Raw genomic sequence first — 24,196 nt, forward strand, 5'->3', positions numbered from 1 at the left:
TGCTCGTTGTCTTTTTATCCGGGCACGGCGAAGTATGGGAATCGGCGTAATGTGCGGGCTGCTGGCTGGCGCGTTCTGGGGCATGGTGTTCATCGCCCCCAAGCTGCTGCCCGCGTTTTCGCCGTGGGAACTGGCCATCGGCCGCTACCTGGCCTACGGGCTGGTGGCCTGCGTGGCGGCGCTGCCGCTGCTGCGGCGCATCGCGCGCAAGCTGACCCGCGCCGACTGCGTGGCGCTGCTGCGCCAGGCGTTTACCGGCAACCTGCTCTACTACGTGCTGCTGGCCTTTGGCGTGCAGCTGGCCGGGGTCGGCCCGACCTCGCTGATCATCGGCATCCTGCCGATCTCGGTCACCATCATGGGCCGGCGCGACCACGGCGCGGTGCCGCTGGCGCGGCTGCTGTGGCCGCTGCTGGTGGTGGCCGCGGGCATAGCCTGCATCAATATCGACCTGTTCGGCGGCGGCCAGGGCGCCCATGCCGCGGCGGCGGGCGCGGTGGCGCGGCCGGTGTGGCAGAAGCTGGCCGGAGTCGGCTGCGCTGCCGGTGCGCTGGTCTGCTGGACCCTCTATGCGGTGGACAACGCGCGCTACCTGCAGCGCAACCCGCATTACAGCGGCAATGAATGGTCGGCGCTGTACGGGCTGTCGACCGGCGCCGTGTCAGCGGTGCTGGCGGCAGTCGGCTGGCTGATTGCCGGCGACACCCTGGGCGCCGCCGACAGCGGCCGCGACTGGCAGTGGTTCTGGATGGTCAACGCCGCGGTGGCGCTGGGCGCTTCGCTGATCGGCAACAACCTGTGGAATATCGCCAGCCGGCGCCTGCCGCTGACGCTGTCGGGCCAGATGATCGTGTTCGAAACGCTGTTCGCGCTGGCCTATGGCTTTGTCTTCGACCAGCGCTGGCCCCGCCCGCTGGAAATCGCCGCGATCGTGTTGCTGATGGTCGGCGTGGCCTGGTCGGTGCGCTTGCACGCCACCGACAAGTCTGCGTAGACTAGCGAACCAGGCGCGGGAGTCACACGCGCCGCATAAAAATACCAGGCATTTACCAGGGTCAGACCGGCGCTACGCATTGCATTGCAAGCAAGCGCCCGAGCAATTGCCGCGGCTTCGTGCCGCGGCAATTGCTAACGCATGCAGCCGGCGGCCCGTGCTTCCAGAGCCACTTTGAGACGTCCCGCCATGCAACGATCGTCCGCGCCGTGCCTGCTTGCCGCTGCCCTTGCCGCCCTTCTGGCCACGCCTGCGCCGGCCCTTGCCTACTGGCAGTGGCGCGATGCCAACGGCCACATGGTCTACAGCGACGTGCCGCCGTCCACGGCTGCGGCGAGGGTCTTGCGCGCACCGGGCCGCCATGCCGGCGACTTACAACCGGTCCAGGCAACCCAGCCTGCTGACGCCGCCACACCTGCACCGGCTCCGGCCAAGGCATCGTCGACCAAGCCCACCGCACCGACGCCCGAGGAAGCCTTCCAGAAGCGCCGCGAAGCCAGCCTGAAAGCCGCCGCCGAGGACGCCCGCAAGGAAGCCGAGACGGCCGAGCGCACCGCCCGTTGCGCGCAGTTGCGCAACTACGCCACCGGCCTGCAGCAGGGCATGCGCGCCGCGGTCGCCGGCCCGGATGGATCGCTGCAGCACCTGAACAGCGAGCAGCGCCAGGCGGAAATCCTCAGGACCAGCGCCAACCTGGAAAAGCACTGCAACTGAAGCCATGAAAAACGGGGCCGCCCGGGCTAATGCTGTTCAGTTAACCACTGTCGTTCCCGCGTAGGCGGGAACCCAGCGACTTCAAAAGACGCTGGATTCCCGCCTACGCGGGAATGACGGTAGTGTTTGATGACTTAACTGAACGGCATTAGCCCGCCCGGGCCCGTTTGCGTTGGCGGCAATGCGCGGCTCAGCTGTTGCCGCGCAACCATTTCTGGCCCTCGCGCGTGCCGCCGGCGCGCTGCTTCTGCACCCGCTTGCGGCGCGCCTGCTTCGGATCCGCCGTCAGCGGCCGGTACACCTCGATGCGATCGCCGTCGCGCACCACCGTCTCCGGGGTCTTGAGCTTGCCGAAAATCCCCACGCGCATGGTGGCCGGATCGACCTCCGGGCAAGCCTGCTGCAGGCCCGAGCCGACGATCGCCGCGGCAATCGTGGTGCCCGCGGGCACGTCGATAGCCTTCAGGAACACGGCATCCGGACGCGCGTAGCAGACCGCGATATGCACCGTGGCGGCGCTGCGTTCAGCTGGTGCCATAGACCACCTCGGCGCGCTTGACGAAGGCATCGACAAAGGTATTGGCGATCATGCTGAAGACCGGGCCGATGAGCTTTTCCAGCAGCAGGCTGGAAAACTCGTAGTGCAGGTGGAATTCGATCTTGCAGGCGTCTTCGCGCAGCGGCGTAAAGCGCCATGACCCGTTGAAGGTCTTGAACGGCCCGTCGGCAAAGGTCATGTCGATACGCGTGGGACGTTCCTGGGTATTGCGCGTATGGAAGAACTGCTGGATGCCCTTGAAGTGGATATGGATCTTGGCGTCGAGCGTGGTCTCGGTCTGCTCGAACACCTCCACGCCGCCGCACCATGGCAGGAACTTGGGATAGTCCTCCACGCGGGTGACCAGGTCATACATCTGCGCGGCGGAGTAACCGAGCAGGACGGATTTATGGACGTCTGCCATGTAAGGGGAAATCTGGCTTGCGGCCCTGCCGCGCGCGCTGCGCGGCAGGCATGCGCCTGTGCCGGGGGCTGGTTTGCTAGAATCCCGATTTTAGCCGACCCGCGCGCCCCGCGGCATCCCGCCATGTGGCGCTGCAGCGAACCGGCCAGCATCCACCCTACCGCACCCCACCCGCACGCATGACCATTGCAGACAACAAGAAGGCCTTCTTCGACTATTTCATCGAGGAACGATACGAGGCCGGAATCGTGCTGGAAGGCTGGGAGGTCAAGGCGATCCGCGCCGGGCGAGTGCAGATCAAGGAAGGCTACGTGGTCGTGCGCGACGCCGAGATGTTCCTGATCGGCGCCCATATCAGCCCGCTGCAAAGCGCCTCCACCCACGTCAAGCCCGATCCGGTGCGCACCCGCAAGCTGCTGCTCAAGGCCGACGAAATCAAGAAGCTGATCGGCAAGGTCGAGCAACGCGGCTATACGCTGGTGCCGCTGAACCTGCATTACACGCGCGGCCGCGTGAAATGCGAGATCGGGCTGGCCAAGGGCAAGAAGCAGTTCGACAAGCGCGAGACCGAAAAGCAGCGCGACTGGCAGCGCGAGAAGGCCCGCATCATGAAGGGCGACAACAAGGACTGAACCGCCGCGCCGCGCGCCCTTCGTTCAGCCGCCCTTCGTTCAGCCCTGCCTCAAGCGGCTTTCTGCTGCCCCTTCACGATCTGCAGCGCCGTGGCGATCATGCTGCTCATGTCGCCCATATTGCCCGGCACGATCAGCGTATTGCCCTGCTTGGCCAGGTTGCCGAACGCGGCGACATATTCCTCGGCCACCTTCAGGTTGACCGCATCCATGCCACCCTCGGTGCGGATCGCATTGCCGATCTTCTGGATTGCCTGCGCATTGGCCTCGGCCACCGCCAGGATCGCACTGGCCTCGCCCTGGGCCTTGTTGATCGCCGCCTGGCGCTCGCCCTCCGACTTCTGGATCGCCGCCTCGCGCGCGCCGGTGGCCAGGTTGATCTGTTCCTGGCGCTTGCCTTCGGAGGCCGCGATCAGCGCGCGCTTTTCACGCTCGGCGGTGATCTGCGCCTGCATCGCATGCAGGATCTCCTTGGGCGGGGTCAGGTCCTTGATCTCGTAGCGCAGCACCTTTACGCCCCAGTTGGAGGCAGCTTCGTCCAGCGCATTGACCACGCTGTGGTTGATGAACTCGCGCTCCTCGAAGGTTTTGTCCAGCTCCAGCTTGCCGATCACCGAGCGCAGCGTGGTCTGCGACAGCTGCGTGATCGCGACCACGAAATTGCTGGAGCCGTACGACGCCTTCATCGGGTCGGTGACCTGGAAGTACAGCACGCCGTCGACCTGCAACTGCGTGTTGTCCTTGGTGATGCAGACCTGGCTGGGAACATCCAGCGGGATTTCCTTGAGCACATGCTTGTAGGCGACGCGGTCGACGAACGGCACCACGATCGACAGCCCCGGCGTCAGGGTCGCGTGATAGCGGCCCAGGCGCTCCAGCACCCAGGCGTGCTGCTGCGGCACGATCTTGATGCCCTTGGCAATCAGCACGATAACGGCGACAAGGATGATCAGCGGCAGCAAACCAAGCTGAAAAGCAAGCATGTAACGACCCTCCAGGCAGAACACATCGGTACGGCGCCGCCGGTCGGCGGCAGGCGGAACACACCGCGGCCGTGGCCGCGATGCGCAAAGGATCCGGAAGACAGGGCTTCAGCGGGGCGACACCACCAGCGTGCTGCCGCGCACCGCGACGATGCGGTAGCGCCCCGGCGCGAGCGCTCGCTCGGGGGGACAATCGGGCGCCAGCTCGACGGTCCAGTCGGCGCCGCGATACGGCACGCGGGCGCGCCGGTTGGCGTCCCACGCCGGTACCTCGAGTTCCTGGCCGATATCGAGGTTGACGTTGGGATCGGCCGCGGCATTGCCGCGCCGCAGCTTGCCGAAGCGGGTGCGGCGCAGCCCGGCGATCAGCACCGCCGCCACCAGCGCCCCGGTCAGGGCCTGCGCCGCGGGCGAGGCGCCAAGCAAGGCCGCCACCCCGGCGGCGGCCAGGCCCACCGCCACCATCAGCAGATAGAAGGTGCCGGTGTTCAGTTCGACGATCACCAGCAGCACCGCCGCCACGAACCAGATGTAGTACGCCATCCAAGCTCCCGTTCGACCACGGATTTCCCGAAAAAGTAAAAACCCCGCAGCGCCATACAGCGTCTGCGGGGCTTTGCAACACCTGACGCAGGGCCGGTGCTTCCGCCGGCTACCCGAAGGGGCCGGCAGTCGTTATTGTGACGTCAAATGCCTCAGGAAGCCAGCTGTTGCCAGGTCTCGACCACCGAGTCCGGGTTCAGCGAGATCGACTTGATGCCTTCCTTGGCCAGCCATGCGGCAAAGTCCGGATGGTCCGAAGGACCCTGGCCGCAGATGCCGACATACTTGTCCAGGCGGATGCACGCCGAGATCGCGCGCGACAGCATGAAGCACACCGCCGGGTCGCGCTCGTCGAAGTCCTTGGCCAGCAGCTCCATGCCCGAGTCGCGGTCCAGGCCCAGCGTCAGCTGGGTCAGGTCGTTTGAACCGATCGAGAAGCCGTCGAAGTATTGCAGGAACTCTTCGGCCAGGATCGCGTTGGACGGCACTTCGCACATCATGATGATGCGCAGGCCGTTCTCGCCGCGCTTCAGGCCATGCCTGGCGAGCAGCTCGATCACCTTCTCGGCCTGGCCCAGCGTGCGCACGAACGGCACCATGATCTCGACGTTGGTCAGGCCCATTTCGTCGCGCACGCGCTTCATGGCCTTGCATTCCATCTCGAACGCTTCGGCGAAGTCTTCGGCGATGTAGCGCGAGGCGCCGCGGAAGCCCAGCATCGGGTTTTCCTCGTCCGGCTCGTAGCGCGAGCCGCCGATCAGCTTCTTGTACTCGTTGGACTTGAAGTCCGACAGGCGCACGATCACGGGCTTCGGGTAGAAGGCTGCACCGATGGTGGCGATGCCCTCGGCCAGCTTGTCGACATAGAACGCGCGCGGGCTGGCATGGCCGCGGGCCACGCTTTCGACGGCCTTCTTCAGGTCGGCGTCGACTTGCGGGTAGTCGAGGATGGCCTTCGGGTGGACGCCGATATTGTTGTTGATGATGAATTCCAGGCGGGCCAGGCCGACGCCGTTGTTCGGGATCTGGGCGAAGTCGAACGCCAGCTGCGGGTTGCCGACGTTCATCATCAGCTTGACGTCGATTTCCGGCATCTCGCCGCGCTGGACCTCGGTCACTTCGGTTTCGAGCAGGCCGTCGTAGATGCGGCCTTCGTCGCCCTCGGCGCACGACACCGTCACCAGCGTGCCGTCCTTGAGCACGTCGGTGGCATCGCCGCAGCCGACCACCGCCGGCACGCCCAGTTCACGCGCGATGATGGCGGCGTGGCAGGTGCGGCCGCCACGGTTGGTGACGATGGCGGAGGCGCGCTTCATCACCGGCTCCCAGTTGGGGTCGGTCATGTCGGCCACCAGCACGTCGCCGGGCTGCACGCGCTCCATCTCGGACGGGTCGTTGATCACGCGCACCGGGCCGGTGCCGATCTTCTGGCCGATGGCGCGGCCGCTGGTCAGCACGGGCGCGGTGCCTTTGAGCTTGAAGCGCTGCTCGGCCTTGCCGGCCGACTGGCTCTTCACCGTTTCCGGGCGGGCCTGCAGGATGTAGATCTTGCCGTCCTTGCCGTCCTTGCCCCACTCGATATCCATCGGGCGGCCATAGTGCTTCTCGATGATCATCGCGTAGCGCGCCAGCTCGGTCACATCTTCGTCGGTGATCGAATAGCGGTTGCGCAGTTCGGCGGGCACGTCGACGGTCTTCACGCGGCCGGCTTCGCCCGGCTTGGTGAATTCCATCTTGATCAGCTTGGAGCCGATCGAGCGGCGGATGATCGGGTACTTGCCGGCCTGCAGCGTCGGCTTGAACACGTAGAACTCGTCCGGGTTGACCGCGCCCTGCACCACCGTTTCGCCCAGGCCATAGCTGGAGGTGATGAAGACCACGTCGGGGAAGCCGGATTCGGTGTCGATGGTGAACATCACGCCGGAGGCGGCCAGGTCCGAACGGACCATGCGCTGGATGCCGGCGGACAGCGCCACCACGTCGTGGGCAAAGCCCTTGTGCACGCGGTAGGAGATGGCGCGGTCGTTGTACAGCGAGGCGAACACGTGCTTGATCTTGTCGAGCACGTCGTCGATGCCGCTGACGTTCAGGTAGGACTCCTGCTGGCCGGCGAAGGAGGCGTCGGGCAGGTCTTCGGCCGTGGCCGACGAACGCACCGCGAACGAGGCCTCGGCGCCTTCGCGCTCGGCCACGCGGGCATAGAACTCGCGGATTTCCTGTTCCAGGCGCGGCTGGAACGGCGCCGTGGCGACCCAGTCGCGGATCTCGGCACCGGCTTCGGCCAGGGCCTTGACGTCGTCGACGTTCAGGGTCTTCAGGCGCTGCGAGATGCGCTCGGTGAGGTTGTTGTGGGCGAGGAAGTCGCGGAAGGCGAGCGCGGTGGTGGCAAAGCCGCCCGGAACCCGGACGCCGGCTTCGGCCAGCTGGGAGATCATCTCGCCCAGCGACGAATTCTTGCCGCCGACGATTTCCACGTCAGCCATGCGCAACTGCTCGAACGGCAGCACATAGGCGCCGTTATCTGCCTGGTTAGTCATGAGAGCCTCAAAACAAAGTAGAAAACTGGTTGCGCATGCCCGGTATGTTGTTGATGTTCTGTTCCCGGACGGATCGCTTGGCTAAGCAACCCCGAACTGGCGCTGCGGACCTGGCGCTACGGCTCTCATCGCGTAGCGCGCATTGTCAACAATTCCGGGCGCGGTTTGTGGCGTGGGCATGTTGCGCAGCCGGCCACCCTATGGAATTGCTTAGCGAAAAGATCGCCGCTATTCTACCGTGCTGCGCCGCACTTTTCTGCGGAAGATTCAATCTATTTATTCCACCCTCCCCATGTCCCAGCCAGAAGCGCCCGGAACGGCGACACCCGGGTCCCCGCCTGGAACGCAAGCCGCAACCCCTGCGGCGCCCACGCCTCAGGCGGCCGAGCGCCCCGCGGTGCGCACCGTGTTTATCGTCTCGGATGGCACCGGCATCACCGCCGAGACCTTCAGCCATTCCATCCTGGCCCAGTTCGAAATGCGCTTCCGCAAGGTGCGCATGCCCTTCGTCGATACCCCGGAAAAGGCACATATCGCCGTCGGCAAGATCAACGAGGCGTTCCACAACGAGGGCGTGCCGCCGATCGTCTTCACCACGCTGGTCAACCAGGAAGCGAACAAGGCACTGCGCCGCGCCAAGGCGATGATCCTGGACATGTTCCAGACCTTTATCGAGCCGCTCGAAAAGGAACTTGGCCTGAAGTCCACCCACGCCATCGGCCGCTTCCACCAGAACGCGGACACCGAGGCGTACAAGAACCGGATCGAGGCGATCAACTTCTCGCTGGCGCATGATGACGGCCAGTCACACAAGAACCTGGAAGAAGCCGACGTGATCCTGGTGGGCGTGTCGCGCAGCGGCAAGACCCCGACCAGCCTCTACCTGGCGATGCAGTACGGGCTGAAGGCGGCCAACTATCCGCTGATTCCCGACGACTTCGAGCGCGGCAGGCTGCCGTCGGCGCTGTATGCGTTCAAGCCGAAGATCTTCGGCCTGTCGATCGACCCGCAGCGCCTGACCGAGATCCGCAACGAGCGCCGCCCCGGCAGCAAGTACGCCGCGCTGGAAAACTGCCGCTACGAGGTCAACGAGGCCGAGGCGATGATGCGCCGCGAAGGCATCAAGTGGCTGTCGTCGACGCACAAGTCGATCGAAGAGATCGCGACCACGATCCTGCAGGAGATCAAGGTCGACCGCGACAACTACTGAAGCAGGAAAAGAAAAGCGGCCGCCGGGCCGCTTTTTTTGTGGCCGCGCCGGCGCGGTCAGCCGGCGCGCCGCTGGCGCACCGCCTCGAACAGGCAGATCGCCGTTGCCGCGGCCACGTTCAGCGACTCCATCCCGCCCGGTTGCGGAATGCCGACCTTGCGCGTGACATGCGCCATCCAGCCCTCGCTGACCCCTGCCCCTTCGTTGCCGACCACCCACGCCACCGGTGCGCGCAGGTCGGTATCGAACACCGCGGCCTCGGCGTGCGACGAGGTCGCCAGCAGCGGGATCGCCAGCCGCGGCGCCAGGGACTCGAGCGTGCAATGCTCGACGATATTCAGGTGGAAGTTCGCACCCATGCCGGCGCGCAGGGTCTTGACCGACCACGCGAAGGCGCAGCCGGTGGCGAGGAAGGCGTCGCGGATGCCCGCCGCCGCCGCGCTGCGCAGGATCGAGCCGACATTGCCCGCGTCCTGCACCCCGTCCAGGATGATGCAGTCCTGCTCGATGCGCGCGGGCAGGTGGCCCGCCGGGGTCTCGATCACCAGCATCAGGTCGATGCCGTTGACCACGCCGCTGATCTGCGTGAACAGCGCATCGGCCAGCACCACCACGCGCTCACTGTCCATCCGGGCCAGAAGCGGCGCCACTTCGGCGTGGTCGTAGTGGCGCTCCGACACCAGGCAGGTCACGGGCTGGCCGCGCGCGGCCACGTAGGCCTGCGCCAGGTGCACGCCGTCGAGCAGCGACTGGCCGGCCTTGCGGCGCTGGTGCGTGGAACCGGCAAGCGCCTTCAGGTGCTTGAACAGCGCGTTGTCGCGCGAGGTGACGTGCTTCACGATGCTTCGGGTGGCAGGAAGGTGCCGAACTGGGTGGCGGCTTCGGTCGCGGCACCGGCGAGGATGCCGGCGTCAGCGACCGCAATGTCGTCGGTCACCGGCGCGGCGGCGACCATGGCGGTAAACAGCGGGCGTTGCGCCAGCGCCTCGCGCACGGGCGCGAACGAGCGGCGATGGTGCGGGGTCGCGCCGAATTCGGCCAGCGCCGCCATATGCTGCGGCGTGCCGTAGCCCACGTGCGAATCGAAGCCGTACTGCGGGTAGGCCGCGTGCAGCTCCATCAGGGCGCGGTCGCGCGCCACCTTGGCCAGGATCGAAGCGGCCGAGATCGCCTTGACCAGCGCATCGCCCTTGACGATGGCCTCGACCGGGTACGCGACCTGCGGGCAGCGGTTGCCGTCGACCTGCACCAGGTCCGGCACCACGCCGCTGGCGGCCAGGCCCTGCACGGCCCGCTGCATCGCCAGCATGCTGGCGTGCAGGATATTGATCGTATCGATTTCCTCGACCGTGGCGAAGGCGATATGCCAGCCCAGCGCGCGCTCGCAGATCTTCTCGTACAGCGCCTCGCGCTTGGCCGCGGTCAGGATCTTGGAGTCGGCCAGGCCACGGATCGGGCGTTTCGGGTCCAGCACCACCGCGGCGGCATAGACCGGCCCCGCGAGCGGGCCGCGGCCCGCCTCGTCGACGCCGCACAGGCGCTGGATGGCGCCGGCAGCCGGCGCCAGGTCCAGTCCCAGCTGCGGTGATGCGGCATTGCGCCGTGCCATCAGACGGTCCCCCGGCTGCGCATCAGGTCGACCACGACATCGGCCGCCAGCTGCGCGGTATTGCACTTGAGCGTCTCGTGCATGCGCGTGAAATGCTCGTACAGGAAGGCGGTATTGCCCTCGTCGTTGAGCTGCAGCAGGGTCTCGCGCGCCAGCGCCTCGGGCGTGGCGTCGTCCTGCAGCAGCTCGGGCACGACAAAGCGCCCTGAAAGGATATTAGGCAATCCCACGTAGGGCAGATAACCCTGGCGCTTCATGATCTGCGCGGTCAGCCAGGGCACCTTGTACGAGATCACCATCGGCTTCTTGTACAGCGCCGCCTCGAGCGTGGCGGTGCCGCTCGCCAGCAGCACCACGTCGGCGGCTTCCATGGCCTGGTGCGACTTGCCGTCGACAATGGTGAGGCACAGTTCCGGATGCTGTTGGTGCAGGTCTTCGACGATGGCGCGCAGCGGCGCGCTCGCCGCCGGCAGCACGAACGCCAGCTTCGGGTCCATGCGCTGCATGCGAGCCATCGCGGCGAAAAAGGTGGCGCCGAGATTGCGCACCTCGGACTGGCGGCTGCCCGGCAGCACCGCCACCACGCGGTGCCCGGGCGGCAGCTTGAGCGCCGCGCGCGCGCCGGCGACGTCGGGCACCATCGGGATCACGTCGGCGAGCGGATGACCCACGTAGGTGGCCGGAATGCCGGCCCTGGCGTAGATCTCGGGCTCGAACGGGAACAGGCACAGGATGTGGTCGACCGCGCGCGCGATGGTGCGGATGCGCCCGCCGCGCCAGGCCCAGATCGACGGGCTGACGAAATGCACCACCGGGATGCCGGCGCGGCGCAGCGGCACTTCCAGGCCGAAATTGAAGTCCGGCGCATCGACCCCGATAAAGCACAGCGGCGGCTCCGCCAGCAGCCATTCGCGCACCGCGCGCCGCGTGGCAAGGATCTCGCGCAGCGAGCCCAGCACCTCGACATAGCCGTTGACCGACAGCGTTTCCATCGGCCAGCGCGAGACGAAGCCCTGCGCCATCATGCGCTTGCCGCCGATGCCGGCGTAATCGACCGCCTCGCCGGTCTCGGCCAGGCGGGCCTGCAGCCCGCCCATCATCAGCGAAGCCAGCAGGTCGCCCGAGGCCTCGCCGGCCACCATGGCGATGGTGCCGCGCTTGCCCGCGGCGCTGCCGTTGCCCGCGGGCAGGTCCTTCCGAATCGCGGCGTCAGCCATGTGGGACCGGTCTCAGCGCACGATGCCGCGCTGGGTGGCGGCAAGGAAGTCGACAAAGGCCTGCAGCGGCGCCGCGGTGCCGGCATCCACCTGGGCCAGCAATGCGGAAATCTCGTTGCGCGCCTCGTCGAAGCTGAGGTCGGACTTGTAAAGCAGCTTGTAGGCCTGGCGCAGCGCGGCGATCTGGCCGGCATCGAAGCCGCGGCGGCGCAGCCCTTCGACATTGATGCCGTGCGGCGTGGCCTTGTTGCCGCTCTTGTCGCTGGCCGCGATCACGAACGGGGGCACGTCCTGCACCAGCGCCGAGGCGCCGCCCAGCATCGCATGGGCGCCGATGCGCACGAACTGGTGCACGCCGCTCATGCCGCCCAGGATGGCCCAGTCGCCCACCTCGACGTGGCCGGCGATCTGCGCGTTGCTGGAGAACACGGTGTGGTTGCCGACCATGCAGTCATGGGCGATATGGACGTAGGCCATGATCCAGTTGTCGTTGCCGATGCTGGTCAGGCCGCGGTCCTGCACCGTGCCGGTGTGGATCGTGGTGAATTCGCGGATGGTGTTGCGGTCGCCGATCTCGAGCCGGGTCGGCTCGTTGCGGTACTTCATGTCCTGCGGCACGCCGCCGACCGAGGCATAGGGGCCGATGGTGTTGCCCGCGCCGATCGTGGTATGGCCCTCGACCGTCGTATGCGAGCCGATCCGGGTGCCGCTGCCGATCCGCACGTTGGGGCCGACGATCGAGAACGGGCCGACGCTGACGTCGGCGGCCAGTTCTGCCTTCGGGTCGACCAGTGCGGTGGGGTGGATTTGCGTCATGCGTACTGTCCTGTGATGGGTCTGGTGGAGGATGGGCCAATGCGCCGGGCAAAGGTTCCCGTCCGGGCCGTGCACCCCCGCGGCGCGGAGGACGCGAGGGGGTGCGGCAGTCAGCCCGCGGCAGTGCCGAAGGCCGCGGGCGGCCTCACTCGGCCTGCTTCACGGTGCACATCAGCTCCGCCTCGCAGGCCACCTTGTCGTCGACCGTGGCGAACGCCTTGAACTTCCAGATGCCGCGGATATAGCGCTCGACCGTCACGTTCATGTGCAGCTGGTCGCCGGGGTACACCACCTGCTTGAAGCGGGCGCCGTCGATGCCGACGAAGTAGTACAGCGCGCCTTCCTTGCGCTCCATGTCGGCGCCGAAGGTCAGCAGGCCGGCCGACTGCGCCAGCGCTTCCAGGATCATCACGCCCGGCATCACCGGCTGCTCGGGGAAATGGCCCTGGAAGTACGGCTCGTTGATGGTGACGTTCTTCAGGGTCTTGATCCGCTTCTGCGCCTCGAACTCCAGCACGCGGTCGACCAGCAGGAACGGGTACCGGTGCGGCAGCAGCTTGAGGATCTTGCGGATATCGATTTCGGCCGCGCTCATGATGATTTCTCTTCAGTCTTGTGAGGATTGGGACCCGGCGGCCTGGCCGCGCAGGCGGCGCTCCAGCGCCACCACCCGTTCGCGCAGCTTGCTCAGGCCGCGCACGATGGCTGCATTGCGCTCCCACTCGCCGTGCGGCAGGAACGGGAACACGCTGGTGAAATGGCCGCCGGGCTTGGTAATGGATTTGGTGATCGAGGTGCCGCCCGACACCGTGGTGCGGTCGGCAATGGTCAGGTGGCCGGCAAAGTTGGCGGCGCCGCCGATCACGCAGAAGCGCCCGATGCGGGTGCTGCCCGACACCGCGGCGCAGCCGGCGATGACCGTATGCGCGCCGACCCGCACGTTGTGCGCGATCTGGACCTGGTTGTCGATCTTGCAGCCGTCCTCGATCACGGTGTCGGCCATGGCGCCGCGGTCGATCGCGGTATTGGCGCCGACCTCGACGTCCTGGCCCAGCACCGCGCGTCCGGTCTGCGGGATCTTCACGTATTCGACGCCGGTCGCGCTGATGTCCGGCGCGAAGCCGAAGCCGTCCGCGCCGATCACCACACCGCTGTGCAGGATGGCGCGGGCGCCGACCACGCAGTGGTGGTAGACCGAGACATTGGCGTAGAGCAGTGAATCGTCGCCGATCTGCGCATGCGCGCCGACATAGCCGTTGGCCAGGATGCGCACGCGCTCGCCCAGGCGCGCGCCGGCTTCGATGACCACGTTGGGGCCGATGTAGCACGAGGCCGGCACCACCGCGTCGGGCGCCACGGTGGCGCGCGCGTCGATGCCGGTGCGCGCATCGGTATTGGCGGCACGGTCGAAACGCTGCGCCACGCGGGCAAAGCATACGTAGGGATTGCGTGCCACCAGCCAGTTGCGGCCGTCGGCCCTGCCTTCGGCGCGCACGCGCTCGAGGTCGGCGGCCGAGACGATCACGGCGCCGGCCCTGGCATCCAGCGCCTGCTGCAGGTAGAGCGGATTGGACAGGAACGAGAGCTCGCCCGGTCCGGCCTGGTCCAGGGGGGCCAGGCCGGTGATCGCCAGGTCGGGGTCACCCACAACCTGCGCGCCGTTCTCGGTGGCGAGCTGACCCAGTGTGGGTGTCTGCATGGCGGTACTTCCTGATGAAAGAACGAAGGAACGAACGACGAAGCGGCGCAGGCTTACTTGCCGCCGGCGTTCAGCACCTTCATCACGTCGTCGGTGATATCGATGCGCGGATTCACGTACACGGCTTCCTGCACGATCAGGTCGTACTTGCGCTGTTCGGCAAGCTGACGGATCACGCGGTTGGCGCGTTCCAGCACCTGGGCCAGCTCCTCGTTGCGGCGCTGGTTCAGGTCCTCGCGGAACTCGCGCTGCTTGCGCTGGAACTCGCGGTCCAGGTCAGCCACTTCGCGCTGGCGGCGCTGGCGGTCGGAATCGGCCAGCACGGCCGTGTCCTTGTCCAGCTTGTCGGCCATGCCCTTGATCTTCTGGGCCATGTCCTGCAGCTCGCGGTCGCGCTTGGAGAACTCCTGCTCCAGCTTGACCTGCGCCGCCTTGGCCGGCTGCGAATCGCGCAGGATGCGCTCGGAATTGACCGCGGCGATGCGCGCTTCCTGGGCCGAGGCCGGCAGCGCGGCACACAGCGCCGCGCCGGCGAGCGCGGCGGCGCCCAGGGACTTGACCAGTTTGGATGTTGTAGTCATGAAAACAGATCCTTTTTCAGAATCAGAATGCCGTGCCGATCTGGAACTGGAAGCGCTGGACCTTGTCGTTGGTGTCGCGCCTGAGCGGGAAGCCCATGCTGAGCTTCAGCGGCCCGATCGGCGACAGCCACGACATGCCGAAGCCGGTCGAGTACTTCAGCTCGCTGAAGCTCAGAGGCTCGCCTTCCTGATAGACGTTACCGAAGTCGAAGAAGGTGAACAGGCGCAGCGTGCGGTCCACGCCCGAGCCCGGCAGCGGGAAGATGAACTCGATGTTGCCGATCATCTTGGAGGCGCCGCCCACCGGGTTGCCGTTCTGGTCCTTCGGGCCCAGCGTGCTGGTCTGGTAGCCGCGCACCGAGCCGATACCGCCGGCGTAGAAGTACTTGAACACCGGGAACGGCGTGTTGCCGTAGCCGTGGCCGTAGGCGACCTCGCCGTTCAGTGCCAGCGTGAAGGCCTTCGAGATCGGGTAGAAGTACTGCTGCTGCACGCTGGCGCGGTAGTACTGCGTATCGCCGCCCGGCAGGCCGACTTCGAGGTTGGCCTGCGTGTACGGGCCCTTGGTCGGGACCAGTGCGCTGTCGCGGCGGTCACGCGCCCAGCCGATCGTGAACGGGAAGTTGTTGATGCCGTCGCCGGAGCTCTTGCCGATCTGGTTCAGCCAGTTCGTGTACTGGGTCGGCGTGTTGACCGAGGTGTACACCTGGGTGCGTTCGTAGCCGATGCCGAAGAACACGGTATCGACTTCCGAGAACGGCACGCCGAACTTGAAGCCGCCGCCGGCCGAGACGATCTTGTAGTCCTGGTCGCCGGTGTAGTACAGCGGGCGCGAGGTACGGTAGTAGATATCGGTCGAGCGGCTGATGCCGTCCACCGTGAAGTACGGGTCGTACTGCGTCAGCGCAATGGTGCGGAACGACTTGGCGGTGTTCACGTCCAGGCCCAGGCTGGTACCCGAGCCGAACACGTTGTCCTGGCGCAGGCCGGCCTGCAGCACCAGCTTGTCGGTCGACGAGAAGCCCACGCCGAGGCTGATCTGGCCGGTCGGCTTTTCGGTCACGTTGACGTTCACATCGACCTGGTCGGGCGCGCCGGGCACGTCCTCGGTGGTGATGTTGGTGTCGGTGAAGTAGCCGGTACGGTTGATACGCGCCTGCGACTGCTGCAGCTTTTCGCTGTCGAACCAAGAGCTTTCCATCTGGCGCATCTCGCGCCGCACCACTTCGTCACGGGTCTTGCTGTTGCCGACCACGTTGACGCGGCGCACGTAGACGCGGCGGCCTGGATCAACCATCAGCGTCAGCGCGACTTCGCGCTTTTCCTTGTCGATCTGCGGCTGCGGGTTGATGGTGGTGAACGCGTAGCCATAGGTCCCGAGCAGGTCGGTAATGGCCTTGGTGCTCTGCGTCAGCTTCTCGGACGAGAAAATATCGCCCTTCTTCAGCTGCAGCAGTTTTTCCATTTCCTCCTGCTTGCCCAGCAGCTCGCCGGCCAGGCGCACGTCGGAAACCTTGTACTGCTCGCCTTCCTTGATGTTCAGCGTCAGGAAGATGTCTTTCTTGTCGGGCGTGATCGAGACCTGGGTCGATTCGATGGCGAATTCCAGGTAGCCGCGGTTCAGGTAGTACGAGCGCAGCGCTTCCAGGTCGGCGGTCAGCTTCTGCTTCGAGTACAGGTCGTTCTTGGTGTACCACGACAGCCAGTTCGGCGTGGACAGCTGCATCTCGTCGCGCAGCGTGCTTTCCTTGAAGGCCTTGTTGCCGACGATATTGATCTGGCGGATCTTGGCCACCGGGCCCTCGTCGACGTTGAACACCACCGAGACGCGGTTGCGGTCCACCGGCGTGATGGTGGTCTGCACGTCGGCGGCATAGTAGCCGCGCGCGACGTACTGGCGCTTGAGTTCCTGCTCGGCCTTGTCGATCAGGGCCTTGTCGTAGTAGCGGGCCTCGGCCACGCCGACCGCGCGCAGCGAGCGGCGCAGCGTGTCCTTGTCGAATTCCTTGATGCCGACGAACTCGAGCTGCGAGATGGCCGGACGCTCTTCGACCTGCACCACCAGCACGCCTTCCTCGGCGCGGATCTGCACGTCCTTGAAGAAGCCGGTATTGTAGAGGGCACGGATGGCATCGGCACCCTTGTCATCGGTGAAGGTTTCACCGACGCGCACCGGCAGGTAGCCAAACACGGTACCCGGTTCGACGCGTTGCAGTCCCTCAACGCGGATGTCCCTGACGACGAACGGATCGGCAGCCCAGCCCGCCGGGCTCCAGGCTGCAATAACGGCACTCGCCAGCAAACCCAGCGAAATGCGCTTATGTCTGATCAATGTTGATCCCCTCTTTGATTCCATCCAGGATTGCGCTCCGATGCCTCATTGGACTGCGCCTGGCAAATGGCGTCCCCGGCGACGGTGTCCGACGACACCACCACCCCTTGCCGACACACGTTTCTAGCCGTTCGCCAGAAACATTCGGCTGACGTCATTGAACAAAGCGAGCGAAGTCAGGAGCAAGATGCAAGCGATGCCAACCTTCTGCAGCATTGCCTGCCAGTGGTCTGGGACGGGCCGGCCAGTCAAAAATTCCACGCAATAATACAGCAAATGCCCCCCATCCAGAACCGGAATGGGTAACAAATTGAGTACGCCAAGACTAACGCTGACCAGCGCCAGGAAGCTGACAAAGGCCTGTATGCCGAGGTTTGCGGCACGTCCGGCGTAGTCCGCCACGGTCAGCGGACCGCTCAGGTTCTGCAGCGAAGCCTGCCCCACCAGCATCTTGCCCAGCAGCTTGAGCGACAGTGCGCTGGTATCCCAGACCTGCCCCACCGCGCGTGCCAGCGCCTGGTCCGGCCGGTAGCGCACGGTCTCCATCTGCACCGCCTGGCTCAGCGCCGCGCCCAGCTTGCCCGCCGGCGCCGGCGCGGCGCCGCTGGCATCCGTGGCGCCATCGCGCGCCGCGGCAGTGTCGAGCGTGACCGGCACGTCCAGGCGCTGGCCGTCGCGCTCGATGCCCAGCGTCACGGCCTGGCCCGGCTGGCTGCGCACCGCCTTGATCAGCGCGCTGGCCTGCGTCAGCGGGCTGCCCTGCCAGGCCACGATGCGGTCGCCCTTGCGCAGGCCGGCGCGTTCGGCGGCCGAATCGGGCAGCACCTCGGTGATCGTCACCGGCCCGCCCTTCAGGTTCAGGCCGAGCGTGGCGAGCGGATCCTGCTCGGGATTGCCGCCGGTATTGGGCAGGCGCGGCAGCGTGACATCGCGTTCGGCGCCGTCGGCGCCGCGCAGGCGCAGCACCGCGCGCGCATCGCCGAAGCCTTCGGCAAACACCGCCATGCGCAGGTCGTTCCAGGAGCGGACCGGCTCGGTGTGGCCGTTGGCGGTCAGCGACAGCACCCGGTCGCCCTCGCGCACGCCGGCCTGCGCCGCCATGGTGCCGGCCGCGGGCGCCGCCACCACCGGCACGGGCTCGCGCATGCCGCCGGCGAACAGCGCGAAATACAGCACGATCGCCAGCGCGAAGTTGGCCAGCGGGCCGGCCGCGACGATGGCGAAGCGCTTGCCCACCGGCTGGCGGTTGAAGGCACGCGGCAGGTCGGCGGGGTCGATGGGAGTGTCGCGCGCGGGATCGAGCTCGCGCTCGTCGAGCATCTTGACGTAGCCGCCCAGCGGGATCATCGCCACCGTCCACTCGGTGCGGTCGCGGCTCTTCGAGATCCAGCGCAGCAGTGGCCGCCCGAAGCCGATGGAAAAACGCAGCACCTTTACGCCGCAGGCGCGCGCGGCCAGGTAGTGGCCCATTTCGTGCACGTAGATCAGCACGCACAGGGCAACGATGAAAGCGAGTACGGTTTGCATGGTGCGGGACGTCGGTAAGGTCGCTGTGGCCGGCCCGCGCGGTCCCCGGGGGACCGGCCGGCGCAGCCGCTATTGTCGCAGATGCGGCAGACCGGCCCGCCGGATCAGCGGGCCGCGGCGCGCGCGGTGACGCCGGCCCGGGCCGCCTCGCGCGCCAGCGCGTCGGCCGAGAGCACGGCCTCGAGCGTATCGGCGGGCCCGTTCGGTGCTGCCTCAAGCACCTCGCGCACGATGCCGGCGATATCGGTAAAGCGCACCTGGCCCGCGAGGAATGCCTCGACCGCCACTTCATTGGCCGCATTGAGCACCGCCGGCGCCACCCCCGCCGCGCGCAGCGCGTCGAAAGCCAGCCCGAGGCACGGGAACCGCGCCAGGTCCGGCTTCTCGAAATGCAGACCGCCGGCAAGGGTCAGGTCGAGCGGGGTCACGCCCGCGTCGATCCGTTCCGGATAGGCCAGGCCATAGGCGATCGGCGTGCGCATGTCCGGATTGCCCAGCTGCGCCAGCACCGAGCCATCGGCGTAGGCCACCATCGAATGCACGATGCTCTGCGGGTGGATCAGCACCTCGATGCGCTCGGCCGGGGCGCCGAACAGCCAGTGTGCCTCGATCACCTCGAGGCCCTTGTTCATCATGGTGGCGGAGTCGACCGAGATCTTGCGGCCCATGACCCAGTTGGGATGGGCGCAGGCCTGGTCGGGCGAGATATCGTGCAGCGTGGCCGGGTCGCGCGTGCGGAACGGCCCGCCCGACGCGGTCAGCAGCACCTTGGCCACGCCGCGGCCGTAGCGGGGGTCGTCGGCGGGCAGGCACTGGAAGATGGCGTTGTGCTCGCTGTCGATCGGCAGCAGCGTGGCGCCGTGCTCGCGCACCGCGTCCATGAAGATGCGCCCGGACATGACCAGGGCTTCCTTGTTGGCCAGCAGCACGCGCTTGCCCGCGCGCGCCGCCGCCAGCGTCGGACGCAGGCCCGCCGCGCCGACGATGGCGGCCATCACCGCATCGGTCTGGGCATCGGCGGCGATGGATTCGAGCGCGGCTTCGCCGTAGCCGACCTCGGTGGCCACGCCGGCAGCGCGCAGCAGCGTTTCCAGCTCGCGCGCCGCCTCGGCCGTTCCCACCACGGCGCGTGCCGGGCGGAACTCGATGCACTGGTCGGCCAGCTTGCGCACCTGCCGGTGGGCGCTGAGAGCATGCGCGGCGTAACGGCCGGGATGGCGCCGGATTACGTCGAGCGTGCTTTCTCCGATGGAGCCGGTGGCGCCCAGGATGGTGATGCGATGCATAGCAGACGGCTTCAGAGAAAAATCAGCATCAGGGCCGCCAGCGGGAACACCGGCAGCAAGGCGTCGATGCGGTCCAGCACGCCGCCATGGCCGGGCAGCAGCCGGCTGCTGTCCTTCTTGCCGACCTGGCGCTTGAGCAGGGATTCGAACAGGTCGCCCACCACGCTGGCCGCGACCAGCAGCGTGGTCAGCACGGCGACATAACCCAAACCGCCGCGATCGCCCATCGCCGAGAACCAGGTCGGGGCAAAGGCGTGGGTGGCCGCCAGCGCGAGGCCGATCACCAGCGCCAGCACCCAGCCGCCGATGGCGCCCTCCCACGACTTGCCCGGGCTGATGCCGGGCGCCAGCTTGCGCCGGCCGATCGCCTTGCCGGTGAAATACGCGCCGATATCGGCGGCCCATACCAGCACCGCGGCGGTCAGCAGCACGCCGATGCCGGCGCCGCGCAGGATCATGGTGGCATGGACGAACGCGGGCAGCATCACCAGCCCCAGCACCGCGCCCAGCGCGGTGAAGGCCGGGGTGGCGGTGCGCACGCCGCGCGCCAGCAGCAGCACGGCCACGCCCCAGCACACCACCGCGGCCTCGAGCAGCCAGGTGGTGGCGTGGCGCAGCGGCAGGTCATGCCAGGTGATGGTGGCGATCAGGCAGGCCAGCGCATAGACATAGGGCCACGGCCCGCGCAGTCCGATCAGGCGACCGAATTCCCAGCCGGCCAGCAGCACGATCACGCCGAGCAGTCCCGCCAGGCCCGCCGGCGGCGCCAGGAACAGGATTGGAAGGATCAGCAGCAACAGGCACAGGGCGGTAATGACGCGGGTGAGGAGCATGCGCTGCGGTCCCGTGAAGAGTTGGAGTGGCCGGGCTCAGGCCGTGCCAGAAAGTCCGGGCGCGACCAGCTGCGCACTGGTGCGGCCGAAGCGGCGTTCGCGCTGGCGGTACGAGGCAAAGGCCTTGTCGAGTTCCGCGGCGTCGAAATCCGGCCAGTAGACGTCGGTGAAGTACAGCTCGGAATAGGCGAGCTGCCACAGCAGGAAATTGCTGATGCGCTGTTCGCCGCCGGTGCGGATGAACAGGTCCGGCTCCGGTGCATAGGCCATGGCCAGGTGCGGGGCCAGCAGCGATTCGTCGATGGTTTCGGGATCGAGCATGGGCGAGCGCGCCAGCATCTTGCGCATGGCCTGCAGCAGGTCCCAGCGCCCGCCGTAGTTGGCGGCGATGGTGACGGTCAGGCCGGTATTGCCGGCGGTGCGCGCCTCGGCATCCTTGATCAGCCGCTGGATGCGCGGGCTGAAGCGGCTCAGGTCGCCCACCACCCGCAGCCGGATGTTGTTGGCGTGCATCTTCACCACTTCGCGCCGCAGCGACATCATGAACAGCCGCATCAGGAACGAGACCTCGTCGGCCGGACGGCGCCAGTTCTCGGAGCTGAACGCGAACAGCGTCAGGTACTGCACGCCCCGCGCGGCGCAGGCTTCCACCACCGCGCGCACGGCGTCCAGCCCGCGGCTGTGCCCCGCCACGCGCGGCAGGTGCCGCTGGGTCGCCCAGCGGCCGTTGCCGTCCATGATGATGGCAACGTGCCTAGGCACGTAGGAAGTATCGGGTACGGCAAGCGTCGAGCTGATGTGCTGCATGGGCGTGAGACGGTCGCTGACAGACCCGGCCAGGCCGGGACGGACGTCAGACCGTCATGATCTCCTTCTCTTTTTCGGCGACCATCTTGTCGATCTCGGCCACGTACTTGTCGGTCAGTTTCTGCACCTCGTCCTGGCCGCGGCGCTCTTCGTCCTCGGAAATGGTCTTGTCCTTGACCAGCTTCTTGAACTGTTCGTTGGCATCGCGGCGCAGGTTGCGCACCGCCACCTTGGCACCCTCGGCCTCGCCCTTCACGACCTTGGTCAGCTCCTTGCGGCGCTCTTCGGTCAGTGCAGGCATCGGCACACGGATCACTTCGCCCATGGTGGCCGGATTCAGGCCCAGGTCGCAATCGCGGATGGCCTTCTCGACCGCGCCCACCATTTTCTTTTCCCACGGCTGCACCGTGATGGTACGGGCGTCGGCCAGGCCGATCGCCGCCACCTGGCTGATGGGCACCATCGAGCCGTAGTAATCCACCTGAACGTGGTCGAGCAGGCCGGTATGGGCACGGCCGGTGCGGATCTTGGCCAGATCGGCCTTGAAGGCTTCGATCGACTTCTGCATTTTCTGCTCGACGCTCTTCTTTGTGTCGGCGACGCTCATTTTTACCTCCGGAAATCAGCCAACCAAGATCCCCTCTGGTGGGGATCGAAAATGAATCATTCTACTCTTTGCCCGGCTGGATACCAGCGCCGCGGCGCGGCCTCCGTTACCGGACTCACAGATGCGGCTCAGCGATGAAGATCACACATGCACCAGCGTACCCTCATCCTCGCCCAGGATGACGCGCTTGAGCGCGCCGGGCTTCACGATCGAGAACACCTTGATCGGCAGCTTCTGGTCGCGGCACAGCGCGAACGCGGTGGCGTCCATCACCTGCAGGTTGCGCGAGATGGCCTCGTCGAAGCTGATGGTGGTGTAGCGCGTGGCGCTCGGATCCTTCTTCGGGTCGGCGGTGTAGACGCCGTCGACCTTGGTCGCCTTCAGCACGATCTCGGCGCCGATCTCGGAGCCGCGCAGCGCGGCCGCGGTGTCGGTGGTGAAGAACGGGTTGCCGGTGCCGGCGGCGAAGATCACCACCTTGCCCTCTTCCAGCTGGCGGATCGCGCGCGGGCGGATATAGGGCTCGACCACCTGGTCCATGCGCAGCGCCGACTGCACGCGGCCTTCGATATTGGCGTGGCGCATGGCGTCCTGCAGCGCCAGCGCGTTCATCATGGTGGCCAGCATGCCCATGTAGTCGGCGGTGGCGCGGTCCATGCCGGCAGCGCCGCCGGCCACGCCGCGGAAGATATTGCCGCCGCCGATCACCACCGCCACCTGCACACCGAGCTTCACGATCTCGGCAATGTCGTTCACCATCGCCTCGATGGTGGAGCGGTTGATGCCGAAGGCATCGTCGCCCATCAGGGCTTCACCGGACAGTTTCAGAAGGACGCGCTTGTAGGCTGGCATGTTCACCCTCGGAAGGAGCAGTTCGCTCGGTTGAGACGGCTCGGTCGAGACGACTCGGTTGAGACACTGGGACGTATGTTTTGGCACCGGCAGCACGGGTCATCGTGCCGCCGGCAGGAGAAAAGCCGGTTTTCGGGGTGCCCCGGCCGAAACCGGACCACCGCGGAAACAGACTGCTGCAATGCAACGCCGGCCGCGCCGTGCTGCACTACTTATGCAGAGGGGCACCTTGCGGCGCCCCTGCGGCATTATAGGCGCCCGCGCCGGCCCTGACGGCCGGCCCGGCGCGCCCCGGACATCAGCCCTTCTGGGCAGCGGCCACCTGGGCGGCCACTTCAGCGGCGAAGTCGTCCTGCTTCTTCTCGATGCCTTCGCCCACCACGTACAGGGTGAAGCCCTTCACGGTCGTGTTGGCGGCCTTCAGCATCTGCTCGACGGTCTGCTTGTCGTTCTTCACGAACGGCTGGTTGAACAGCGAGACTTCCTTCAGGTACTTCTGCACAGAACCTTCGACCATCTTGGCGGCGATCTCGGCCGGCTTGCCCGATTCGGCAGCCTTCTGCTCGGCGATGCTGCGCTCCTTGGCGATCAGGTCGGCCGGGACCTGCTCGGCCGACAGCGACACCGGCTTCATCGCGGCCACGTGCATGGCGACGTCCTTGGCGGCGGCTTCGTCGCCGTCGAACTCGACCATCACGCCGATGCGAGTGCCGTGCAGGTACGAGACCAGCTTGCCGCCGTTGGCGTAGCGGGTGAAGCGGCGGATCGTCATGTTCTCGCCGATCTTGCCGATCAGGGCAGCGCGGGTGGCTTCGACGCTGACGCCGTCGATTTCCAGCGCCGACAGCGCGGCCACGTCGGCCGGGTTCTGCTTGGCGATCAGTTCAGCCACCTTGGCCGAGAAGGCCAGGAAGTCGTCGTTCTTGGAGACGAAATCGGTCTCGCAGTTCAGCTCGACCAGCACGCCGGTGGTGCCGTCGATGAACGATGCCACCACGCCTTCGGCGGTCACGCGCGAGGCGGCCTTGCTGGCCTTGTTGCCCAGCTTGACGCGCAGCAGCTCTTCGGCCTTGTTCAGGTCGCCGTCGGCCTCGGTCAGGGCCTTCTTGCATTCCATCATGGGCGCGTCGGTCTTCGCGCGCAGTTCTGCAACCATGCTTGCGGTAATTGCCGCCATTTGTCACTCCTTGAATGGTTCGCGCCGGCTGCCGGCAGTCGCCCGCGGCACCCGGTCGGTGGGTCTTCAGCGCACCCGCGGCAGATCTTGCCTGCGGCGGATGACAACAATTCAAATTCGAAAAAAGGGGGCGCCAGATGTGCCCCCTTTTTTGCCCTGCTGCCGAAGTACCCCGGCTTGCGCCCTGCGCGCTGCCCGGCGTGCCGGGCGGCAGGCGATGCCTGCCTTGTCGTGTGTTGACGTGCGCGCTATCGGGTTCCTTTCAGCAGCGGGCCGGG

24 protein-coding genes are annotated in these 24,196 nt (G+C 66.7%); 4 read left to right on the plus strand and 20 right to left on the minus strand.

The annotated features are described in order from the left end of the window. The first annotated feature begins 34 nt into the window (after window positions 1-34). Together CBM2588_RS09625 and CBM2588_RS09630 are read left to right on the plus strand one after the other, a co-directional pair. Window positions 35-994 (plus strand): DMT family transporter, encoded by a 960-nt coding sequence (locus tag CBM2588_RS09625; RefSeq protein ID WP_115680355.1) that lies wholly within the window; start codon window positions 35-37, stop codon window positions 992-994. Window positions 995-1,183: 189 nt separating this feature from the next. Continuing rightward, complete coding sequence (locus CBM2588_RS09630) at window positions 1,184-1,708, plus strand: DUF4124 domain-containing protein (protein WP_115680356.1); 525 nt, start codon at window positions 1,184-1,186, stop codon at window positions 1,706-1,708. Window positions 1,709-1,898: 190 nt separating this feature from the next. Here the strand turns inward: CBM2588_RS09630 and CBM2588_RS09635 are convergent, their stop codons facing one another. Beyond that, window positions 1,899-2,246 (minus strand): RnfH family protein, encoded by a 348-nt coding sequence (locus CBM2588_RS09635; RefSeq protein WP_115680357.1) that lies wholly within the window; start codon window positions 2,244-2,246, stop codon window positions 1,899-1,901. Next, window positions 2,233-2,670: a type II toxin-antitoxin system RatA family toxin gene (locus CBM2588_RS09640; protein WP_062800100.1), complete on the minus strand. Its 438-nt coding sequence runs from the start codon at window positions 2,668-2,670 to the stop codon at window positions 2,233-2,235. The genes CBM2588_RS09635 and CBM2588_RS09640 overlap by 14 nt, the downstream gene beginning before the upstream one ends. Window positions 2,671-2,849: 179 nt before the next feature. On the opposite strand from CBM2588_RS09640, the gene smpB reads away from it, so the two are divergent. Next, window positions 2,850-3,302, plus strand: coding sequence for an SsrA-binding protein SmpB (gene smpB, locus CBM2588_RS09645; protein ID WP_062800102.1), 453 nt, complete (start codon window positions 2,850-2,852; stop codon window positions 3,300-3,302). A 50-nt stretch (window positions 3,303-3,352) separates the two neighbouring features. Here smpB and CBM2588_RS09650 read toward each other — a convergent pair whose 3' ends face one another. The 3 genes from CBM2588_RS09650 to ppsA form a co-directional block, all read right to left on the minus strand. After that, window positions 3,353-4,285, minus strand: coding sequence for an SPFH domain-containing protein (locus CBM2588_RS09650; protein ID WP_115680358.1), 933 nt, complete (start codon window positions 4,283-4,285; stop codon window positions 3,353-3,355). A 108-nt stretch (window positions 4,286-4,393) separates the two neighbouring features. Further along, window positions 4,394-4,828, minus strand: a complete 435-nt coding sequence (locus tag CBM2588_RS09655; RefSeq protein WP_115680359.1) for an NfeD family protein — start codon at window positions 4,826-4,828, stop codon at window positions 4,394-4,396. A 152-nt stretch (window positions 4,829-4,980) separates the two neighbouring features. After that, window positions 4,981-7,365 (minus strand): phosphoenolpyruvate synthase, encoded by a 2,385-nt coding sequence (gene ppsA / locus CBM2588_RS09660; protein WP_115680360.1) that lies wholly within the window; start codon window positions 7,363-7,365, stop codon window positions 4,981-4,983. A gap of 406 nt (window positions 7,366-7,771) precedes the next feature. Between ppsA and ppsR the strand changes: the two genes are divergently transcribed. Beyond that, on the plus strand, window positions 7,772-8,575 hold the full coding sequence (gene ppsR / locus CBM2588_RS09665) for a posphoenolpyruvate synthetase regulatory kinase/phosphorylase PpsR (RefSeq protein WP_010809585.1): 804 nt from the start codon (window positions 7,772-7,774) through the stop codon (window positions 8,573-8,575). Window positions 8,576-8,631: 56 nt separating this feature from the next. Here ppsR and CBM2588_RS09670 read toward each other — a convergent pair whose 3' ends face one another. The 15 genes from CBM2588_RS09670 to tsf form a co-directional block, all read right to left on the minus strand. Beyond that, window positions 8,632-9,414 (minus strand): TrmH family RNA methyltransferase, encoded by a 783-nt coding sequence (locus CBM2588_RS09670; RefSeq protein ID WP_115680361.1) that lies wholly within the window; start codon window positions 9,412-9,414, stop codon window positions 8,632-8,634. Next, complete coding sequence (gene rnhB, locus CBM2588_RS09675) at window positions 9,411-10,184, minus strand: ribonuclease HII (RefSeq protein WP_115680362.1); 774 nt, start codon at window positions 10,182-10,184, stop codon at window positions 9,411-9,413. Before rnhB ends, CBM2588_RS09670 begins: the two co-directional genes overlap by 4 nt. After that, window positions 10,184-11,326 carry a lipid-A-disaccharide synthase gene (lpxB, locus tag CBM2588_RS09680; RefSeq protein ID WP_373429540.1) on the minus strand — a complete coding sequence of 381 codons (1,143 nt, stop codon included), beginning with the start codon at window positions 11,324-11,326 and terminating at the stop codon, window positions 10,184-10,186. Before lpxB ends, rnhB begins: the two co-directional genes overlap by 1 nt. Before the next feature lie 87 nt (window positions 11,327-11,413). Beyond that, window positions 11,414-12,217, minus strand: a complete 804-nt coding sequence (gene lpxA, locus CBM2588_RS09685) for an acyl-ACP--UDP-N-acetylglucosamine O-acyltransferase (RefSeq protein ID WP_111517880.1) — start codon at window positions 12,215-12,217, stop codon at window positions 11,414-11,416. A gap of 145 nt (window positions 12,218-12,362) precedes the next feature. Continuing rightward, on the minus strand, window positions 12,363-12,812 hold the full coding sequence (gene fabZ / locus CBM2588_RS09690; protein WP_010809590.1) for a 3-hydroxyacyl-ACP dehydratase FabZ: 450 nt from the start codon (window positions 12,810-12,812) through the stop codon (window positions 12,363-12,365). A 12-nt stretch (window positions 12,813-12,824) separates the two neighbouring features. Further along, window positions 12,825-13,916, minus strand: a complete 1,092-nt coding sequence (lpxD, locus tag CBM2588_RS09695; RefSeq protein ID WP_115680364.1) for a UDP-3-O-(3-hydroxymyristoyl)glucosamine N-acyltransferase — start codon at window positions 13,914-13,916, stop codon at window positions 12,825-12,827. Window positions 13,917-13,969: 53 nt separating this feature from the next. Next, window positions 13,970-14,497, minus strand: a complete 528-nt coding sequence (locus tag CBM2588_RS09700; RefSeq protein WP_115680365.1) for an OmpH family outer membrane protein — start codon at window positions 14,495-14,497, stop codon at window positions 13,970-13,972. Window positions 14,498-14,519: 22 nt separating this feature from the next. Further along, complete coding sequence (gene bamA / locus CBM2588_RS09705) at window positions 14,520-16,853, minus strand: outer membrane protein assembly factor BamA (RefSeq protein WP_172581741.1); 2,334 nt, start codon at window positions 16,851-16,853, stop codon at window positions 14,520-14,522. Between the two features lie 99 nt (window positions 16,854-16,952). After that, window positions 16,953-18,356 carry an RIP metalloprotease RseP gene (gene rseP, locus CBM2588_RS09710; protein WP_115680367.1) on the minus strand — a complete coding sequence of 468 codons (1,404 nt, stop codon included), beginning with the start codon at window positions 18,354-18,356 and terminating at the stop codon, window positions 16,953-16,955. A 104-nt stretch (window positions 18,357-18,460) separates the two neighbouring features. Beyond that, window positions 18,461-19,642 carry a 1-deoxy-D-xylulose-5-phosphate reductoisomerase gene (ispC, locus tag CBM2588_RS09715; RefSeq protein ID WP_115680368.1) on the minus strand — a complete coding sequence of 394 codons (1,182 nt, stop codon included), beginning with the start codon at window positions 19,640-19,642 and terminating at the stop codon, window positions 18,461-18,463. Between the two features lie 11 nt (window positions 19,643-19,653). Next, window positions 19,654-20,475 (minus strand): phosphatidate cytidylyltransferase, encoded by an 822-nt coding sequence (locus CBM2588_RS09720; RefSeq protein WP_115680369.1) that lies wholly within the window; start codon window positions 20,473-20,475, stop codon window positions 19,654-19,656. Window positions 20,476-20,511: 36 nt separating this feature from the next. Further along, entirely contained in the window at window positions 20,512-21,282 is a 771-nt protein-coding gene (locus CBM2588_RS09725; RefSeq protein WP_012352950.1) for an isoprenyl transferase, read from the minus strand. A gap of 46 nt (window positions 21,283-21,328) precedes the next feature. Beyond that, window positions 21,329-21,889 carry a ribosome recycling factor gene (gene frr / locus CBM2588_RS09730; protein WP_018005692.1) on the minus strand — a complete coding sequence of 187 codons (561 nt, stop codon included), beginning with the start codon at window positions 21,887-21,889 and terminating at the stop codon, window positions 21,329-21,331. A 141-nt stretch (window positions 21,890-22,030) separates the two neighbouring features. After that, window positions 22,031-22,741, minus strand: coding sequence for a UMP kinase (pyrH, locus tag CBM2588_RS09735; RefSeq protein WP_012352952.1), 711 nt, complete (start codon window positions 22,739-22,741; stop codon window positions 22,031-22,033). Window positions 22,742-23,039: 298 nt separating this feature from the next. After that, window positions 23,040-23,918 carry a translation elongation factor Ts gene (gene tsf, locus CBM2588_RS09740; RefSeq protein WP_115680370.1) on the minus strand — a complete coding sequence of 293 codons (879 nt, stop codon included), beginning with the start codon at window positions 23,916-23,918 and terminating at the stop codon, window positions 23,040-23,042. Window positions 23,919-24,196 lie beyond the last annotated feature (278 nt).

Source organism: Cupriavidus taiwanensis, from assembly GCF_900250075.1.
GTDB lineage: Bacteria > Pseudomonadota > Gammaproteobacteria > Burkholderiales > Burkholderiaceae > Cupriavidus > Cupriavidus taiwanensis_C.

What these genes read in the sequence shown, in the direction of transcription:
- CBM2588_RS09625 (WP_115680355.1), top strand. Translation starts at nt 35, where the DNA reads ATGGGAATCGGCGTAATGTGCGGGCTGCTGGCTGGCGCGTTCTGGGGC.
- CBM2588_RS09630 (WP_115680356.1), top strand. Translation starts at nt 1,184, where the DNA reads ATGCAACGATCGTCCGCGCCGTGCCTGCTTGCCGCTGCCCTTGCCGCC.
- CBM2588_RS09635 (WP_115680357.1), bottom strand. Translation starts at nt 2,246, where the DNA reads ATGGCACCAGCTGAACGCAGCGCCGCCACGGTGCATATCGCGGTCTGC.
- CBM2588_RS09640 (WP_062800100.1), bottom strand. Translation starts at nt 2,670, where the DNA reads ATGGCAGACGTCCATAAATCCGTCCTGCTCGGTTACTCCGCCGCGCAG.
- smpB (WP_062800102.1), top strand. Translation starts at nt 2,850, where the DNA reads ATGACCATTGCAGACAACAAGAAGGCCTTCTTCGACTATTTCATCGAG.
- CBM2588_RS09650 (WP_115680358.1), bottom strand. Translation starts at nt 4,285, where the DNA reads ATGCTTGCTTTTCAGCTTGGTTTGCTGCCGCTGATCATCCTTGTCGCC.
- CBM2588_RS09655 (WP_115680359.1), bottom strand. Translation starts at nt 4,828, where the DNA reads ATGGCGTACTACATCTGGTTCGTGGCGGCGGTGCTGCTGGTGATCGTC.
- ppsA (WP_115680360.1), bottom strand. Translation starts at nt 7,365, where the DNA reads ATGACTAACCAGGCAGATAACGGCGCCTATGTGCTGCCGTTCGAGCAG.
- rnhB (WP_115680362.1), bottom strand. Translation starts at nt 10,184, where the DNA reads ATGGCACGGCGCAATGCCGCATCACCGCAGCTGGGACTGGACCTGGCG.
- lpxB (WP_373429540.1), bottom strand. Translation starts at nt 11,326, where the DNA reads ATGGTGGCCGGCGAGGCCTCGGGCGACCTGCTGGCTTCGCTGATGATG.
- lpxA (WP_111517880.1), bottom strand. Translation starts at nt 12,217, where the DNA reads ATGACGCAAATCCACCCCACCGCACTGGTCGACCCGAAGGCAGAACTG.
- fabZ (WP_010809590.1), bottom strand. Translation starts at nt 12,812, where the DNA reads ATGAGCGCGGCCGAAATCGATATCCGCAAGATCCTCAAGCTGCTGCCG.
- lpxD (WP_115680364.1), bottom strand. Translation starts at nt 13,916, where the DNA reads ATGCAGACACCCACACTGGGTCAGCTCGCCACCGAGAACGGCGCGCAG.
- CBM2588_RS09700 (WP_115680365.1), bottom strand. Translation starts at nt 14,497, where the DNA reads ATGACTACAACATCCAAACTGGTCAAGTCCCTGGGCGCCGCCGCGCTC.
- bamA (WP_172581741.1), bottom strand. Translation starts at nt 16,853, where the DNA reads ATGGAATCAAAGAGGGGATCAACATTGATCAGACATAAGCGCATTTCG.
- rseP (WP_115680367.1), bottom strand. Translation starts at nt 18,356, where the DNA reads ATGCAAACCGTACTCGCTTTCATCGTTGCCCTGTGCGTGCTGATCTAC.
- ispC (WP_115680368.1), bottom strand. Translation starts at nt 19,642, where the DNA reads ATGCATCGCATCACCATCCTGGGCGCCACCGGCTCCATCGGAGAAAGC.
- CBM2588_RS09720 (WP_115680369.1), bottom strand. Translation starts at nt 20,475, where the DNA reads ATGCTCCTCACCCGCGTCATTACCGCCCTGTGCCTGTTGCTGCTGATC.
- CBM2588_RS09725 (WP_012352950.1), bottom strand. Translation starts at nt 21,282, where the DNA reads ATGCAGCACATCAGCTCGACGCTTGCCGTACCCGATACTTCCTACGTG.
- frr (WP_018005692.1), bottom strand. Translation starts at nt 21,889, where the DNA reads ATGAGCGTCGCCGACACAAAGAAGAGCGTCGAGCAGAAAATGCAGAAG.
- pyrH (WP_012352952.1), bottom strand. Translation starts at nt 22,741, where the DNA reads ATGCCAGCCTACAAGCGCGTCCTTCTGAAACTGTCCGGTGAAGCCCTG.
- tsf (WP_115680370.1), bottom strand. Translation starts at nt 23,918, where the DNA reads ATGGCGGCAATTACCGCAAGCATGGTTGCAGAACTGCGCGCGAAGACC.